This is a genomic window from Desemzia sp. FAM 23988 (assembly GCF_045528365.1).
GTDB lineage: Bacteria > Bacillota > Bacilli > Lactobacillales > Carnobacteriaceae > Desemzia.
Genome location: NZ_JBGQQS010000008.1, coordinates 61,403 through 77,546, shown reverse-complemented (window position 1 = coordinate 77,546; position 16,144 = coordinate 61,403). Strand labels below are relative to the sequence as shown.

13 protein-coding genes, 1 riboswitch and 1 other annotated feature are annotated in these 16,144 nt (G+C 39.8%); of the genes, 8 read left to right on the top strand and 5 right to left on the bottom strand.

Annotated features, from left to right (window positions below; translation table 11 throughout):
• Positions 1–72: 72 nt before the first annotated feature.
• Positions 73–1,413, bottom strand: a complete 1,341-nt coding sequence (locus ACEN4L_RS06335; protein ID WP_407096367.1) for a dihydrolipoyl dehydrogenase family protein — start codon at positions 1,411–1,413, stop codon at positions 73–75.
• A 570-nt stretch (positions 1,414–1,983) separates the two neighbouring features.
• Between ACEN4L_RS06335 and ACEN4L_RS06330 the strand changes: the two genes are divergently transcribed.
• From ACEN4L_RS06330 to ACEN4L_RS06315, 4 genes are read left to right on the top strand one after another with little or no spacing between them, the layout of a single operon-like run.
• Positions 1,984–2,916, top strand: coding sequence for a PLP-dependent cysteine synthase family protein (locus tag ACEN4L_RS06330; RefSeq protein WP_188204119.1), 933 nt, complete (start codon positions 1,984–1,986; stop codon positions 2,914–2,916).
• The gene (locus tag ACEN4L_RS06325) at positions 2,913–4,070 is read left to right on the top strand and encodes a cystathionine gamma-synthase (protein WP_407096368.1); all 1,158 of its coding nucleotides are present in this window, start codon (positions 2,913–2,915) and stop codon (positions 4,068–4,070) included. The genes ACEN4L_RS06330 and ACEN4L_RS06325 overlap by 4 nt, the downstream gene beginning before the upstream one ends.
• Before the next feature lie 3 nt (positions 4,071–4,073).
• Entirely contained in the window at positions 4,074–4,718 is a 645-nt protein-coding gene (locus tag ACEN4L_RS06320) for a class I SAM-dependent methyltransferase (RefSeq protein WP_407096369.1), read from the top strand.
• 21 nt (positions 4,719–4,739) lie between these two features.
• Positions 4,740–5,219, top strand: coding sequence for an S-ribosylhomocysteine lyase (locus ACEN4L_RS06315; protein ID WP_407096370.1), 480 nt, complete (start codon positions 4,740–4,742; stop codon positions 5,217–5,219).
• A 249-nt stretch (positions 5,220–5,468) separates the two neighbouring features.
• Here the strand turns inward: ACEN4L_RS06315 and dapD are convergent, their stop codons facing one another.
• Both dapD and dapF read right to left on the bottom strand, forming a co-directional pair.
• On the bottom strand, positions 5,469–6,164 hold the full coding sequence (gene dapD / locus ACEN4L_RS06310; protein WP_407096371.1) for a 2,3,4,5-tetrahydropyridine-2,6-dicarboxylate N-acetyltransferase: 696 nt from the start codon (positions 6,162–6,164) through the stop codon (positions 5,469–5,471).
• 41 nt (positions 6,165–6,205) lie between these two features.
• Positions 6,206–6,991, bottom strand: coding sequence for a diaminopimelate epimerase (dapF, locus tag ACEN4L_RS06305; protein ID WP_407096372.1), 786 nt, complete (start codon positions 6,989–6,991; stop codon positions 6,206–6,208).
• A gap of 88 nt (positions 6,992–7,079) precedes the next feature.
• Positions 7,080–7,251, bottom strand: a riboswitch (Lysine riboswitch).
• Positions 7,252–7,385: 134 nt separating this feature from the next.
• On the opposite strand from dapF, the gene ACEN4L_RS06300 reads away from it, so the two are divergent.
• On the top strand, positions 7,386–8,576 hold the full coding sequence (locus tag ACEN4L_RS06300) for a pyridoxal phosphate-dependent aminotransferase (RefSeq protein ID WP_407096373.1): 1,191 nt from the start codon (positions 7,386–7,388) through the stop codon (positions 8,574–8,576).
• 161 nt (positions 8,577–8,737) lie between these two features.
• On the opposite strand, the gene ACEN4L_RS06295 is transcribed toward ACEN4L_RS06300, so the two are convergent.
• Positions 8,738–9,931 (bottom strand): hypothetical protein, encoded by a 1,194-nt coding sequence (locus ACEN4L_RS06295; protein WP_407096374.1) that lies wholly within the window; start codon positions 9,929–9,931, stop codon positions 8,738–8,740.
• A gap of 246 nt (positions 9,932–10,177) precedes the next feature.
• Between ACEN4L_RS06295 and ACEN4L_RS06290 the strand changes: the two genes are divergently transcribed.
• From ACEN4L_RS06290 to ACEN4L_RS06280, 3 genes are all read left to right on the top strand, one after another.
• Positions 10,178–11,377 (top strand): amidohydrolase, encoded by a 1,200-nt coding sequence (locus ACEN4L_RS06290; RefSeq protein ID WP_407096375.1) that lies wholly within the window; start codon positions 10,178–10,180, stop codon positions 11,375–11,377.
• A 310-nt stretch (positions 11,378–11,687) separates the two neighbouring features.
• Positions 11,688–12,488 carry a histidinol-phosphatase HisJ family protein gene (locus ACEN4L_RS06285; protein WP_407096376.1) on the top strand — a complete coding sequence of 267 codons (801 nt, stop codon included), beginning with the start codon at positions 11,688–11,690 and terminating at the stop codon, positions 12,486–12,488.
• Positions 12,489–12,634: 146 nt separating this feature from the next.
• Positions 12,635–13,528 (top strand): DMT family transporter, encoded by an 894-nt coding sequence (locus tag ACEN4L_RS06280; RefSeq protein WP_407096377.1) that lies wholly within the window; start codon positions 12,635–12,637, stop codon positions 13,526–13,528.
• Positions 13,529–14,038: 510 nt separating this feature from the next.
• On the opposite strand, the gene ACEN4L_RS06275 is transcribed toward ACEN4L_RS06280, so the two are convergent.
• On the bottom strand, positions 14,039–15,700 hold the full coding sequence (locus tag ACEN4L_RS06275; RefSeq protein WP_407096378.1) for a peptide ABC transporter substrate-binding protein: 1,662 nt from the start codon (positions 15,698–15,700) through the stop codon (positions 14,039–14,041).
• Between the two features lie 71 nt (positions 15,701–15,771).
• Positions 15,772–16,043 (bottom strand) — a binding site (T-box leader).
• Positions 16,044–16,144: the final 101 nt, after the last annotated feature.

The following is a 16,144-nucleotide window of genomic DNA, read 5'->3' as shown; positions in this document are numbered from 1 at the left end:
ACCTTTTTATTGCAAAATTGTAAATTATTGGTCTTGATTTATCATGTAAAAATCAGAATTCTTTTACCAACCTCAAGAATAAAAATAAGACAAATCGCTGGCAATAGTTGGATAAGCAAAAATGTGTTTAGAGACTGCTGCAGCGGTAACTTTTTGCTCGATCAGCTGGCTGAAATAATTGATCAGTTCATCTGCTTCATTGTTCAAACAAGTGGCGCCTACTAATAAACCAGTTTTCTTATCTGTAACGACTTTGATTTTTGAGATAGATTCGTTTAATCGTCTGTAACTGAACCACTTACTGGCGTCTATAGTAGACAGTTCGTAGTCATTTTCGTTATTCGCTGCTGTTTCTGGCGTTACGCCAACTTGGGCTAATTTGGGACCGGAAAAAACCATCGTAGGAATGCTTGGATAAGATATAGGTTTAGTATTTTGTCCAGTCAAATGTGACACTAAATAGTCCGCTTCAAAACTCGAAACAGGGGTCAATTTAGGTTGGGTTTTAGACAAGACATCTCCGATCGCAAAGATAGCTGGATTGCTTGTTTGGAGAGAATCATTAACAGTGATCCCTTTTTTATCCCACTCAACTCCGGCATTTTCAAGGGCTAATGCTTCCGTATTCGGTATCCGTCCTGTAGTGCAGAAAACCAAATCGCTGTCTAAGTGAAAGTCCGAATCATCAGATAATGAATAACCATTCGAGGTCGCTTCGATCTTAGAAACTTCTATATTCAAGTGGAAAGTCACCCCTTTAGCTTCTAATTGTTCCATTAAAAGGTCGACCAGTTCTCGGTCAAAGGCTTTAAGAGGACTATCATTGTGTTGGATCACATGTACTTTCGCACCTGCCGCATTAGCGATGGCCGCAAATTCAAAAGAGATATAACCACCGCCCACTAAGGTGATAGTATCAGGCATTTCTGGAAGAGACAAAAAGTCATTACTGTTTAGGAAATGCTTTTTCCCTTCAATATCCAGCAATGAGGGACGTGCACCAGTGGCAATGACAAAGTGCTCCGCTTTTAGTTTGTCTTCATTTACTTTTAAAGTTTGGCTATTGATAAATTCTGCCTTGCCAGTGAACGTTTCTACTCCAGACGATTCCAAGCTTTCTTTACTTTGTTTCGGCACAGGGGCAGTGAATGTTTTTTTAAAAGCCATGAGTTCTGTCCAATTCACATGAGGGACAGTTTCTAATCCTTTACCTTGTAGTTGCTGAGCACGATCTATAGCCTCAACGGCGGAAACCAAAACTTTTTTTGGATCACAACCTCGGTTTGGACAAGTTCCTCCCCATAGATCTTCCTCTATTATAGCAACTTTTTTACCCGCAGAGGCTAAACCAGAAGCTGCTGCCATACCACCTACACCACTACCAATGACTACTATATCGAATTTTTTTTCCATTGTTAAAATCTCCTTTACCAAATGTTTTTTCCGCTAATTATCTGTATCCTCTTTGTAACACAGAAATTGAGACAATAAAAACGAAAGAGCTTGTAAAAGCTGTTTTATTCGGAAGGGTATGAGTGGGGAAATTAATAAATATATAAAATCGGAAGAGATGCAACAATAAATTTACAACTTAGAAAAATAAAATTAAAAAAAATTTGACAGAAAAAAATTAGTTGTGTAAGATGATCTTAGTTAAAAAATACGTAAAAAAGAAAGGAGAGAATTCCATGCGCAAAATGAACTGTTGTTGTTTAGTATGTTGTTGTTGTTTAAATGAAAATAAACACTCATGCTTAACACCAGACTCATTTGCGTAATTCTCTCTTTTTATAGTGCTTTTCTATAAAGACAGATAACGGTTTCATACAATCTTTTTCTCCATAATTGGATTTAAAGGAATGAAACTAGTTTGTTCTGTTGAAAACACTTATAAAAACAAATGATGAATGCCAAAGTGTGCATGAGTAGAACGTTACTCATGTGCGCTTTTTTTGTACCTTAAATTAGAAAAGGAGTAAAAAAATGCCTGTTAAAACAATCATAGACTTGATTGGGAACACCCCGCTTGTCGAAATTGAAGGAATCAAAATTCCAAATGGCAACCGTATCCTAGCCAAACTGGAATCGTTCAATCCTGGCGGCAGTGTAAAAGATCGTTTAGGCTTCAAACTGCTGCAGGACGGGTTCGATAAAGGATGGATCAATAAAGATACCACGATCATCGAACCAACTGCCGGCAACACAGGTATTGGGTTGGCTCTGGCAGCACAAAATTTTGGCTTGCGGACGATTTTTACGGTTCCAGAAAAATTCAGTCTGGAAAAACAAATATTGATGGAGGCTTTGGGAGGAGAAATCGTGCATACACCTACTGAAAAAGGCATCACAGGAGCGATCGAAAAAGCTCGCGAACTGCAGCAAGCAATCTCCAATAGTTATATTCCATTGCAGTTTGAAAATCCGGCTAATCCTTTAACGTATTACGAAACACTCGGTCCGGAAATCAAACGGGACTTAGAAAATGAGAAGTTGACTTCATTTGTGGCAGGTGCAGGCAGTGGCGGGACGTTTACAGGGACAGCTGCTTATCTAAAAGAATGGGACAGCCGCATCCGAACGGCGATCGTTGAACCAGAAGGCTCGATCATTGCAGGAGGACCAGTTCACGGCCATGAAACGGAAGGTATTGGAATGGAATTTATGCCTGACTTTATGAAGAGAGAACAATTTGATGCTGTCTACACTATTTCGGATGAAGAAGCCTTTTTCTATGCCAGAGAATTAGCCGGAAAATCAGGTCTGTTGATAGGAAGCTCAAGTGGAGCAGCATTTGCAGCCAGTATGAAAGAAGCAGAAATGCTGCCACCAGGAAGTACGATCGTGACTATTTTTCCAGACAGCAGTGAACGTTATTTAAGTAAAAATATCTATCAAAAGGAGAATCAGACAAAATGAATTTAAAAACAGCTCTTATCCATGGCGGGGTCAGTCGAGACAAAGCAACAGGTGCAGTGAATGTGCCGATTTATCAAACATCAACGTACAAACAAGAAAAAGTAGGGGTGCATAAAGGATTTGAATATTCACGAACGGGCAACCCGACTCGCTTTGCAGTCGAAGAATTGATCAAAGATATTGAAGGTGGAGTCAAAGGCTTTGCTTTCGCCTCTGGTTCAGCAGGAACGCATACTATTTTCTCGTTATTTTCACAAGGGGATCATATCATAGTAGGTGACGATGTGTACGGTGGAACTTATCGTCTGATCAATTCTGTATTGAAAAGATTGGGGTTGACCTTTACGGTAGTAGATACGAGTGATTTAACGACTATCGAACCAGCTATTCTTCCAGAAACAAAAGCCGTTTTCTTAGAATCGCCTACTAATCCATTATTGAAAATCACTGATATTCAAGCAGTGGCTGAAATCGCTAAAAAACACGATTTGATAACGATTGTAGACAATACATTTGCTACACCTTATCATCAACGTCCATTGACATTAGGTGCGGATATTGTCTTACACAGCGCATCTAAATATCTAGGTGGGCACAGTGACATCGTGGCTGGTCTAGTAACTACAAGTGACTCACAAATAGCGGAACAAATTGGTTTTCTGCAAAATGCGATCGGCGGGATTTTAGGACCTCAAGATAGCTGGATTTTGCAACGCGGAATTAAAACATTAGGCATTCGGATGGACGCTCATGAAAAAAATGCCGCAGCCATCGTAGAGTATTTAGACAATCATGCAGCTATCGAAAAAGTCTACTATCCTGGATTAGAAAGCCATGTCGGACATGAGATCGCGAAGAAACAAACCAGTGGATTTGGCGGAATGGTCTCATTCGAATTGAAAGAAGGACTATCTGCTAAAGCATTTGTAGAAAAGTTGGAATTGATCACTTTAGCGGAAAGCTTGGGCGCGGTCGAAAGTCTGATCGAGATTCCAGCCTTAATGACTCATGGTTCCATTCCTAAAGAAGACCGTGAAAAATCAGGTATCAAAGATGAATTGGTCAGATTCTCAGTAGGCTTGGAAGATGCTGAAGATTTGATCGCAGATTTGGAGCAGGCTTTAACATCTGTTTCATCATCTATGGAGGGATAATGAATGGGAAGAGAATTTCTGGATATTTTCACAGATTGGGCAACGGATTACGATGATTTTGTAACTGGAGAAGATGAAGAGTACAAGGAAGTTTTTTTAGGATACGACTCGATTTTGCAAGAACTGGTCAAACGAAGTGGCGAATTTGTTCTGGAGCTGGGGGTCGGGACTGGAAATTTAACGCGAAAACTGTTGGCAGCGGGGAAAAGAGTTTATCCCATTGAGCCTTCTGGAGAAATGAGGCAGCTAGCAGATGCTAAACTGTTGGGAACTGTCGATATTATTGATGGGGATATGCAAACTTTTCCGTTGCCTCCTTACAAAATAAACACTATTTTGAGTTCATATGTGTTCCACCATTTGAATGCCAACGAGAAAGCAGAAGTTCTGCATCAATATTATGAGCTTCTGGAAGATGGAGGAAGCGTAGTTTTTGCAGATACCATGTTTATAGACCGAGATTCTTATGAGCAAAAGCTAGCTGAAGCTGCTCACAACCAATTTTATGATCTAGAAGAAGATTTAAAACGAGAATACTATCCCTTGATACCCGATTTGTATCGCTCTTTCAAGGATGCTGGTTTCAGCGTTTCCTTTACGCAAATGAACCCGTATGTTTGGATCGTAGAAGGCAAGAAAGCAAATTAAACTAAAAAAGGAGTTTTTAATATGTCAGAAAAAACGAATGTTGAAAGTTTTAACTTGGATCATACAAAAGTCCGTGCCCCGTATGTACGTTTAGCGAGTGAGAAAACAGGACTAAATGGGGACCGTATTTTAAAATATGATGTGCGTATGGCACAACCCAATAAAGAACATTTGGACATGATGTCTGTTCACTCTTTAGAACATTTGACGGCTGAATTGATCCGCAATCATGCAGATTACGTGGTTGATTTCGGACCGATGGGATGCCAAACAGGTTTTTATTTGACAGTTGTGAACCACGAAGATTATAAAGATATCTTGGGATTACTTGAAAAAACAATGAAAGATGTATTGGTGGCTACAGAAGTTCCAGCCAGCAATGAAAAACAATGTGGCTGGGCAGCTCACCACACTTTAGCGGGAGCACAGCAAATTGCTCGTGACTTCTTAGCTAAGCGCAATGAATGGCATTTAGTATTTGAACACGCAGAAGCAGAATAGGTAGATTCGTCTAGTAGGAGATTGCGCTTCAAATGGCTCTAACCAATTAGAAAATGAGGAGCGAGGAAACGGTGAAATATACCAGTTCCTCGCTTTTTTGCGTTCCCTATTGCATTCATTTTTTTGGAAAAAGGGAACATAAAATTAAATTACGTTCCCTTTAAGAGGAGATTGCCTCAAAAAAGGAACGCAAATGGACTTTCGACACTTTAGAAGCAGCGTATCTTTTGGGATGGCATTTTTTTTATTTTACAATTCTCGCAAAGCAGCGATCAATTCAGTATTGCTGGCTGTTTTTTCATCTTTTGCTTTTAAAATACGCGCCGGAATGCCGCCAACTACCACATTTTCTGGAACATTCTCGATCACCACTGCTCCAGCGGCGACCACGCTACCTTTGCCGATCCGAACACCTTCGATAATGACAGCATTCGCGCCGATCAAGACATCGTCTTCTACAATTACAGGAGTGGCTGAAGCGGGTTCGACCACTCCAGCTAAAACGGCGCCGGCGCCGATGTGACAATTTTTACCAACGATAGCTCGGCCACCGAGAACTGCTCCCATATCGATCATACTATTTTCGCCGACAATAGCGCCAATATTGATGATAGCCCCCATCATGATTACTGCATGGTCGTGAATCTCTACTTGATCTCGAATGAACGCTCCAGGTTCTATTCGTGCATTTACATTAGTAGTATCCAGTAAAGGCACAGCACTATTTCTACGGTCGTATTCTAGTTCAACATCATTGATACGCTCTTTGTTCTCTTCAAGGATGGCTTTCAAGTCTTCGTAATCACCGAAGACAACTTTTGATAGTCCTTCCCCAAATACTTTACAATTAGGGAAATCAATGGCTTCGTTTAGATTGATGTAAGCTTTCACAGGTGTTCGTTTTTTAGCTTCTTTAATAAATCGGATAATTTCTTGTGCGTTCAATATTATTTCCTCCTAAGAATTCAATAGTTAAGTCACTAAAGCTATTTTTTGTATTCAAACACAGCGGGTCCATTCATGAAAATGTCCTCTGTACCTGAGATAGTCAATGTTCCTTGTTCTAGATGTACTTTTACACGATCTTCAACTAAACCTGCGTCTCTAGCTACCACAAAGCTGGCGCTGCAGCCAGTACCGCAAGCCAATGTCCAGCCGACACCACGTTCAAATGTTCGCACGATGATTTCTTTACGATTCAGCACTTGGACAAAATTGACATTTGTTTGGTGAGCAAACAATGGATGATGGCACAGTTTTTCTCCTAAATCGGTCTCCAGCATGGCTACTGCATCTTCTACGAAAACAACTGTATGCACAGTACCCATAAACAAACTGGTGAACGTGACGTCTTCTCCATCAATAGAGATTGTCCGATTGATGTAAGGAGCATCGTCAGCAGCATCAAAAGCATGGTTTGAGTAATCAGGTCGACCAATATTTACTTCGCAGTAGAACGGCTCATTTTGAAGAATGTCTACGTTCATCTCACCAGCTAATGTTTGTACAGGAAATCGTTCTTCTGTGGTCAAACCTTTGTCTAGGACATATTTGGCAAAACAACGAATCCCATTTCCGCACATTGGAGCTTCGGAACCGTCACGGTTAAACAGCAGCATCTCTAGCGGATTTTGTTTGACGACGATTAAGCCATCTGTATCAAATTGTTCTGAACTACACAAAGAGGTAGCCTCCATAGAATAGTCTTTTCCATTCTTGAAATCCGTGATCACAAAGGTATTTCCGCAGCCGTTATATTTGTAAACAGACATATACAAAACTCCTTTTTACAATTTTTTCCTCAAACAATAAAAAAAGACACCATTTCTGGCGTCTTAAATGTATACAATGGTTATGTAGACAGATGATAGCGCCTCTGCTTTTTAAGCAGGAGTGATATAGGTATTTCCCATATCCCCACGATATAAAATCTGCCGATTTCAATCGTTCGGCAATGGCTGCCTTTCATACATCGTCATCGAATGCCTTCTCTGGTGTATTACTCATCTACATTGCTACCTCTATTAAATTGTAAGTTGCTTTTTTGATGTTTTATATACTACCATTAAATTTTTCTGTTGTCTATTTGTCAGGAAAAAAAATTAGATATTGTATTTTTTCTGCAAACTGGTACACTTTTTTTCATAAGCAAAAAGGAGTGATCGAATGAAAGAACGATTGAATGAAGACGTCCTTAAAGTAGAGACGAGTGAGATACGAGCATTTAATCAGTATGCAGTAGACAATCAAGCCTCGCTTTTTCTGACTTTGGGGGAACCAGATTTTCCCACACCAGCACCCATAAAAGAAGCTGCGCTCGATTCTCTGAATAAAAACCAGACTCATTACTCATCAGCGCAAGGGAGCCTTGAGTTGCGAGAGGCGATTTGTGCATTTGAGAAAAAAACCAATCACATCGAGTATTCACCAGAAGAAGTAATGATCACGGTTGGTTCTACTGAAGCTATTTCAACGGCTTTAGCCACTTTACTCAACCCTGGGGAAGAAGTCATTATTTTACAACCGGCTTTTCCTTTATACCGTCAATTGATTCAAATGAACAGCGGAGTATGCGTGCCGATCGATACCTCTACTAATCAATTCCAACTTTCCAAAGAGATGTTGGAGGCGGCCATTACCGATAACACAAAAGCTATCATCATCAATTCGCCCAATAATCCTACAGGAACGATTCTTAATGCGTCTTCGTTAGAAGTGATTTATGAGGCCGTGAAGAAACACCAACTTTTTGTGATAAGCGATGATGTTTACAATCAATTGTTATTTACCGAACAACCTGAGCAATTAACTAAATACCAGGATATTCGTAGTTACATCATCATCTGTCAAAGCTTCTCGAAACCTTATGCGATGACTGGATGGCGTATCGGCTACTTATTAGCTGATTGGGACTTTATCGAAGAAGCCCTCAAGATTCACCAATATGTACTTTCTTGTGTCAACACCTTTATTCAAGATGCAGCTATAGCAGCACTGGATTACAATATCGAAGAGATGCTGAATTCCTACCGCTTACGGAGAGATTACGTATACAACCGCTTGAAAACAATGAATGTAGATGTGGAATTGCCTGATGGTACTTTCTATATATTGCCGTCTATCAAAAAATATGGGCTATCTTCATATGATTTCTGCCAGAAGCTAGTTCTTGAACAAGGCGTTGCGCTTATTCCAGGCAGTTATTTTGAAGCAGACGATTATGTGCGGATCAGTTTTTGTGTAGATATGAAAGTCTTAGAAGCGGCAATGGATAAATTGGAGATTTTTCTTCTGCAACTCCAAGTGAAGAAAAATTCAGACAAGAGAGAGCAGGACAAAAGACATTTTGACCATTGAATATAAACCAGCCTCCCCTTATGAGATGCTTTTTCTCATAAGGGGAGGCTGGTTTATAGGCATGTGGTCAGGCTTTTGGAACGCATTTAAAAGCACCCGTTTAATATGTGACAGAGATAAAGACTATTGTCCCAGTCCCTTTTTTTTCATAACGCAGATGCTTATCCTACAAGATTTATCAATAATGGTGCTAAGAATCCTGCTAAGACAACTGATCCAATGGATACTGTCACAAATCCACCCACAAGCATTTTAGGCGTCACTGAATCGAGAAATAATTGGCGTTCTTCGCTGTTTGAGAAATTGCTGTTGGCTACTTCAGCAGGCAAAATGGCTGTACCTGGAAAACCAAAGAGAGCCGTTATTCCTAAAGCGATACTCATCCAAGGTGAGATCTTTAAAAAACGACCGACCAATAAGGAGAAAAGCACATTTCCAATCGTTCCAAAAACAATAGTCGCTAATAAAGCTGGCAGTATATCTAGAAATACGTCAGGTGTGGCTGAAGCTAAATTGGAAAGGATGACTACAATTAGTGCTGGCATAGCCAAGCCGTAAGAATTTGCTTTTGTCAGAATGTTTTTTTCTAAAAAGCCCAATTCACTGAACAATACCCCCATTAATAAAGACATAATATTGGCATCGATCAATTGGAATCCTAATAAAGAGGTTAGCCCTTTAGCAGCAAATGAGGCTAGTAGAGCTACTACAGCAACCTTTGCTAAATAAACGTTTCCTGATTGGTATTTTTCAGGTAAGTCAGAAAATATTTTATAGGGGGAAGTTGTTTCTTCTTGTTGTACGCGCTCGATTTCGTTGTTGCGGTATTTTTCTTTAAACGATTTAACTTCTTTTTTCAGAGCCCAGCTGGCGATCGGATATCCGGCAAAACCTTGGACAACGACCAATAAAGAAGCCAGTAAAGCTAAATCGCTGCGTCCAATTGCATTAGCAGCTTCTGACATTTGAATCGCTGCAATCACGCCTCCAGATAAAGGTGGAGCTCCAACTAAGGCTGTCTCTATGCCCATCAATGGAGTAACGACCAAAAATAGTGCCACTGTAATTCCTATAATTGCTGCAACACAGATCACTACGGTTTTCCATTGTTCTTTTAATTGTTTGATATTCAACATCGTTCCCATATGAACCAGCAAGAAACCAATTAAAATGCTTCCGATCTGTAACAACATGGAGTCTTGGAAAATAGAGGTAGGCATTCCCAACCAAAAAGCGATTAAGAAGAAAACAGATGCGGTGAATAACATAGAAACAATACTTTTGGTTCTCACAGCGATCACATCGCCAAGGGCATAGATACAAAAAATAATCGTGATGGAAACTAAACTATTCATAAAAATCCTCATTTCTTTTCTTTACAGTAATGTGTTAAATGATAAAATAGTTAGAATATTTTGTCAATTCTAATTTTCTCACAAATTAAAGACACTGAGTTATTTAAAAACGTTGATACACCAATCTAAAAAGTAATGAGAATTCGATTTGACAAATGAAAAATGAATCGTTATAGTGAGAATTACAAAATATTCAGACAATTCAATTACTGCATAAAAGCAGCTGAACCTAAAGGAGCCGAGAGAATGAGTCAAGATACCATTACATTAACCAATCCCGTTAAAGAATTGATAGCTTCTAAAGAAAAGGAAATGATCGCTTTTCGTCGGCACTTGCATGCGAATCCAGAAGTGTCTTTAGAAGAATTTGAAACGACTAAAACAATAGCTGCTAAATTAGATGAATTAGGTATTTCTTACCGCTTAACAAAACCAACGGGGGTCATCGCTGAAATCAAAGGTGCTAAACCTGGAAAAACTGTTTTATTGCGTGCTGATATGGATGCTTTATCGGTTCAGCAATTAAATGAAGTAGAGTACAAATCAGTTGAAGAAGGAAAAATGCATGCTTGCGGGCACGATGCTCATGTGTCTATGCTGATGAATGCAGCTTCTGCGTTGAATCAATTAAAAGATACTTTCGAGGGTACAGTACGTTTAGTCTTCCAACCAGCTGAAGAAATTGCGGAAGGTGCAAAATTGATGGTGGAACAAGGTGCTGTTGATGGAGTAGATAATGCTTTTGGCATCCACATTTGGGCTCCTGGAAAAGTAGGAACCGTTTCTTGTCCAGCTGGACCTTCTTTTGCCGCTGCAGATATTGTGAAAGTAGATTTTGTCGGAAGCGGCGGTCATGCAGCACAGCCGCATTTAAACATTGATGCAGCTATCATGGCGTCCCAATACGTAGCGAATGTGCAATCCATTGTTTCTCGCGTAGTCGATCCGATGCAACCAGCTGTTGTGACCTTAGGAAAAATGGAAGTCGGAACACGTTTTAACGTTATTGCAGAAAATGCTCACATTGAAGGTACTGTGCGGACATTTGATCCGGCTACGCGCGATAAAGTAGAAGAATGTATCAAACATTATGCGGAAGAAATCGCCCGTATGTATGGCGGACAAGCAACGGTAGAATACCAACGGATGACTGAACCGGTAAACAATGAAGAAAGAACCGCTAATTTGGTTCAACAAGTTGCTGCGCAAGCTTTTGGCGAAGCGGCAGTCGATAATTGTCCTCCTACAATGGGTGGAGAAGACTTCGGTTACTATATGATGCAGATTCCTGGCGCATTTGCCACCGTTGGTAGTGGGAATCCGGATAAAGATACATGTTGGCCCCACCACTCTGGGCGTTTCAATGTCGATGAAGAAGCGTTAAAAGTCGGAGCAGAGCTGTATGCGCAATATGCACTGGCTTATTTAGGACAAGGTCAATTTTAATTAAACTTTACTCTGTGAGAGAAGGCGGGACTTCTTTTACAGAGTTTTTATTCATTCTTACAAGGAAATTCCGAATGTCGCGAATAAGGCTATGTGTAATGTTGTAAAAGAAACGAATTCTTAACGGCTAATTTACCTGAGTTTTACTTCCATCCTCTATAATGAAAGTGTTGGATGGGAGGACTTCCCATCATATAATAGTGTTAAAAGGCAGATGAGGTTCTGATGGGAATGAAATGCTTCATCTGCAAATAAAGCAAGTAAACAAGCACTAGTCTCTAAATAAGGTTTTAAAAGAGAGGAGTTTCCCATGCATTACTATGATCAACACATGCATACTCATTTTTCACCAGATTCTGTCGAAACTTTTGAACACTACTTGGAACGGTCAGCTGGTAAAAACTTGATCACAACAGAACACTTGGACTTCTTTAGTACGGAGCAAGCATCAGATGATGTGATTCCAGATTTTGACGGATATTCCGCGGAAATCGAGCGTTTGAATCAACTCTATGGCAATCGTATCTTAAAGGGAATAGAAGTTGGGTTTACGTATCCAGATAAAGAGAGAATTCAAAAGTTTTTGAAAGATAAAGATTACGATTTGATACTGATGAGCATCCATCACAATGGCAAATATGGATTCATGCAGTTGAGTAACGATGATGTTCCTTTAGAGAATCAACTGAAGGAATATTACAACTTGATGCTGCAAGGTGTACGTGAGTTCAAAAATGCCAATGTATTAGCTCATTTTGATTTCGGTCTGCGAAGTTATGAAGTGAGTGTAGCGGAATTAAGGATTGTAGAACCAAAGCTAATGGAGATTTTTAAAGAGGCCGTTCAACAAGATATGGCACTAGAATTGAATACGAGAAGCATGTACAGATACGGAAATGCACACCTCTATGAATATGCTATCGATCTTTATCGTTCTGTAGGTGGCACCTTATTTACTGTCAGTTCAGATGCACATGTAGTAGAAGATTATGAATTACGCTTTAAAGATGCTTTTACTATGCTGAGAGAGCATGGAGTAGATCAACTAGCAGTTTTTCAAAAGCAACAGCCGACTTTTGTCGAACTGCCTCAAAATGTGAGTGCTCAATAAATTGCAAGAGAAGAAGCAGTCTTAGGAGGCTGCTTTTTCTCTGCACACAATGTTATAAAAATCTAAAAACTTCCCCTTTTTCAAATTCAGTATGCTACTATATACATCAACAGCTTCATTTGGATAGGTAAAGGGGAAGTGGCTCTATGATGGGCGGAAAAGTAAAGGTTATACTATCGATGTTGATTTTTGGAACGCTGAGTATTTTTGTTCGGCAAATCCCACTGGAGACTAATCAGATTGCGTTTTATCGTGGAGCATTAGGAAGCCTATTTCTTGTGGGGACTCTGCTGCTTAAAAAAGAGCGGATCCCGTTTAAATCGATTCAGAAAAATGGGAAGTTTTTGCTGCTTTCGGGCTTTGCTGTAGGAGCCAACTGGATTCTTTTGTTTGAAGCTTATCGCTATACAACGGTTTCAAATGCGACAATCAGCTATTATTTTCAACCGATTATGCTGACGTTGTTGGCGCCGTTAGTGCTTAAAGAAGCTTTGACAGTAAAAAAATTCAGCTTTGTCTTACTGGCTATGATCGGAATGGTTTTTATTATCGGATTCAGCGGCAGCTCTATGGGATACAACCACCCGTTAGGCATCGGATTTGGCCTGACAGCAGCTTTGTTTTATGCTATTGCCATTATCTCTAATAAAAAAGTTACAGGCCTTAGCGACCTTCATTTGACCGCATTAACGTTGATCATCGCTACCGTCATTTTATTACCGTATGTATTGCTGACCACTGGACTTGGAACGAGCCAACTGACCATGCCGTCACTTCTGTCTTTGCTGGTATTGGGAATTGTTCATACGGGAATCGCGTATGTTTTTGTTTTTTCAGGTTTGCAACAAATCGAAGGGCAGACATTCGCGGTACTGAGCTATATTGATCCGTTAACAGCGGTCATCATCTCAGCTACTGTGCTGAAAGAGCCGATCTCCGGGTTGCAATTATTTGGCGGTGCACTCGTCTTAGCAGCAACCTTTATGAATGAGTATTTTACAGGAAAAGGACAAAAAACTGAGCAAATAAAAGAGAGATAAATCACGAAAAGAGGCAGAAGTGCTTCTTTTTTTATTGCTGGGAAATGATGGCATTTGATACGTTATCCCCAGTCAATCAAATGAAAGTTGAGAAAACCACCTCACAACAGAGCAGGTGAACAGACTAACATTGTTAACTAGAGCCTATTTCAAAGTAGAAACTTGATGAGAGAAGTGTGCATTCAATTTACACTAAAAGTCCTTATTTCTTCCTGAATATTTACAAGGAAATAGGGGGTTTATTATAAAGAGATATATTTTAAATACAAACTCTTAGAGATTCCGGAAGGAATTTCTTCAAAAAACTAAAAATGACCAGTTAGGAAAGAATGCCTACTGGTCATTTTGTTCTTATCTTCGGTCACCTAAAGGCATTTCTCCGCTCTCTATTCAAAACGAGCTGCGCAGAGCAGGCTTCCTATGATTTCGTTTTGACCTGTTATTGGCAAAGAGCGCCAATTACAGGTCAAAATCGAACTCTACGAAATCCTTAACGCTCTGCTCCGCTCTCTATTCAGCTAAATAGGCTGTTCTGAAGTGGAAGTAGCTTGCGTAGCGGTGGAATTCGATTCCTTTTACTTTGGGATCAATCAAATAGTTTGATGCACTTTGGTATAACGGTACTTGAGCTGCATCTTCTTCTAAGAGAATTTGCTCTGCTTTTTGATAGTTTTCAAATTGTTTGTCTGGATCATTAGCGTAAGTTGTTTTCGCTTCTGCAGCTAACTGATTGTATGTTTCGTTATTGTAACCGCCATAATTGTAAGCTGATCCGTCTTCATACAAGTTGAAGAAGTAGCCTAAATTATTATCACCGGCAATCCATCCAGAAATAGACATTTCATAGTTTGAATCGGAACGTGATTGATTAACACTGTTTTTCGGTTGTTTATCAATCGTTACAGTAACGCCCTCCAAGTTTTCTTGGATTTGGCTTTGAACATATTCAGCTGTTCGCGTAGAAGTAGTGTCTTCTGCCACAAGTAAAGAAATTTCTACTGAGTCGCCAAGCTCCTCTTGCGCCAATGCCCATTCTTCTTGCGCTTGTTCCAAATTGTACGTGTTGTAGTCACCACTGTACTCTCTAAAATCTTCGCCGGTTTCAGGATGTTGGTACAATTCGTTTGGAACCAATCCATTTAAAGCTACTGCGCCATCATTTAAAACGGTATTTACTAAGCCTTCTTTATTAATCGATAAAGCGATCGCTTTACGTAAGTGAGCATTGGCTAAAGAAGTACCAGGTTCTTTATTGAAATCAATGAATTGATTAGCGATATCATTGTGAGAGACAAAACCTTCTTCATTTTGATATTGTGCTACATATTGGCCGCTGACTTTAGTTAAGTTCAACTCACCAGAGGCATACAAGTTGATTCCCGTTTGCTCTTCTTTGATCGTAGTGAAGTCGATTTTTGTCAAATGTACTTCGTCAGCTGCATAGTAGTTTTCATTCGGTTCCAAGGTCCATGATTCATTACCTTGCTCCCAGTTTGACAATACAAATGGGCCGCTGTAAACACCTGTTTCAGCTGTTGTTGCATATGCTTCACCTTGTTCTTCTACATAAGCTTCATTTTTTGGAGCCAACCAAACAACTGAAATTAATGTTAAGAAAGAAGGCAGAGGTTCCACTAATTCAACTTTGAATACTTTGTCCGATACAGCTTCGACGGCTAATTCGGAAGGATCTGTTTCACCCGTACGAATTTCATAGCCGTTTACGACTGCATCCAACAAGTAAGCATTAGGAGCAGCAGCAGCAGGGTCAACTAGTTCTGTCCAAGCATAAACAAAATCTTGAGCAGTGATAGGATCGCCATTGCTCCAATTTGCATCATTACGGATGGTGAATGTATAAGTGCGTCCATCTTCACTGATTTCTACTTCCTCAGCGGCTAAGCCTGGAACAGGAGTGCTGTTTTCATCTAAACGATACAATCCTTCATAAAGATGCTGTGCTACGGTAAACGTGTTTTTGTCAGTAGTATAAGTAGTATCGATTGTGGTCATGCTCGCAGGAACGCTCACTGCTATTTCTTGTACTTCGGCTAATCCGTTACCATTACTGTCTGAAGAATTACTATCTGAAGCATTAGAGTTTCCTCCGCAAGCACTTAAAATAAAGACTGAAGCTAAGGCAACAAGACCTGTTTTTACAAATTTATTCATTACTGATTCCTTCTTTCCTATATAATTTTAATAACAAAAAAAGTCCTTCTTCTATACGCCGAAACGTATAAAAGAAGGACGAATGAGTTTAATCGATTCGTGGTACCACCTATCTTCGCAAAAATATCGCTATTTTTGCCTCAACCAGTACGCTTTTTAATGCAAAAGGTATACTGTTCCGCTGTAACGGGAGGACCCGTCTGATTCTAAGATAACGTTCACTGTTATCCTCAAACCAGCCGCTTCGAGACCATCTTCGAGTAGCATTCCAATGCTTGCTTTCACCTGACCAAGCTCTCTACAAAAGGAATGGATACTGTACTCTTCTCATCATTGCGTTTTTTAATTTATTAACTATTGATTAGTTACTGATAAATAGTTTATCATATAGGTAACGAAAAAACTAGCAAAAATTTAATCAATACTCACTAAAAAGTCTACCAA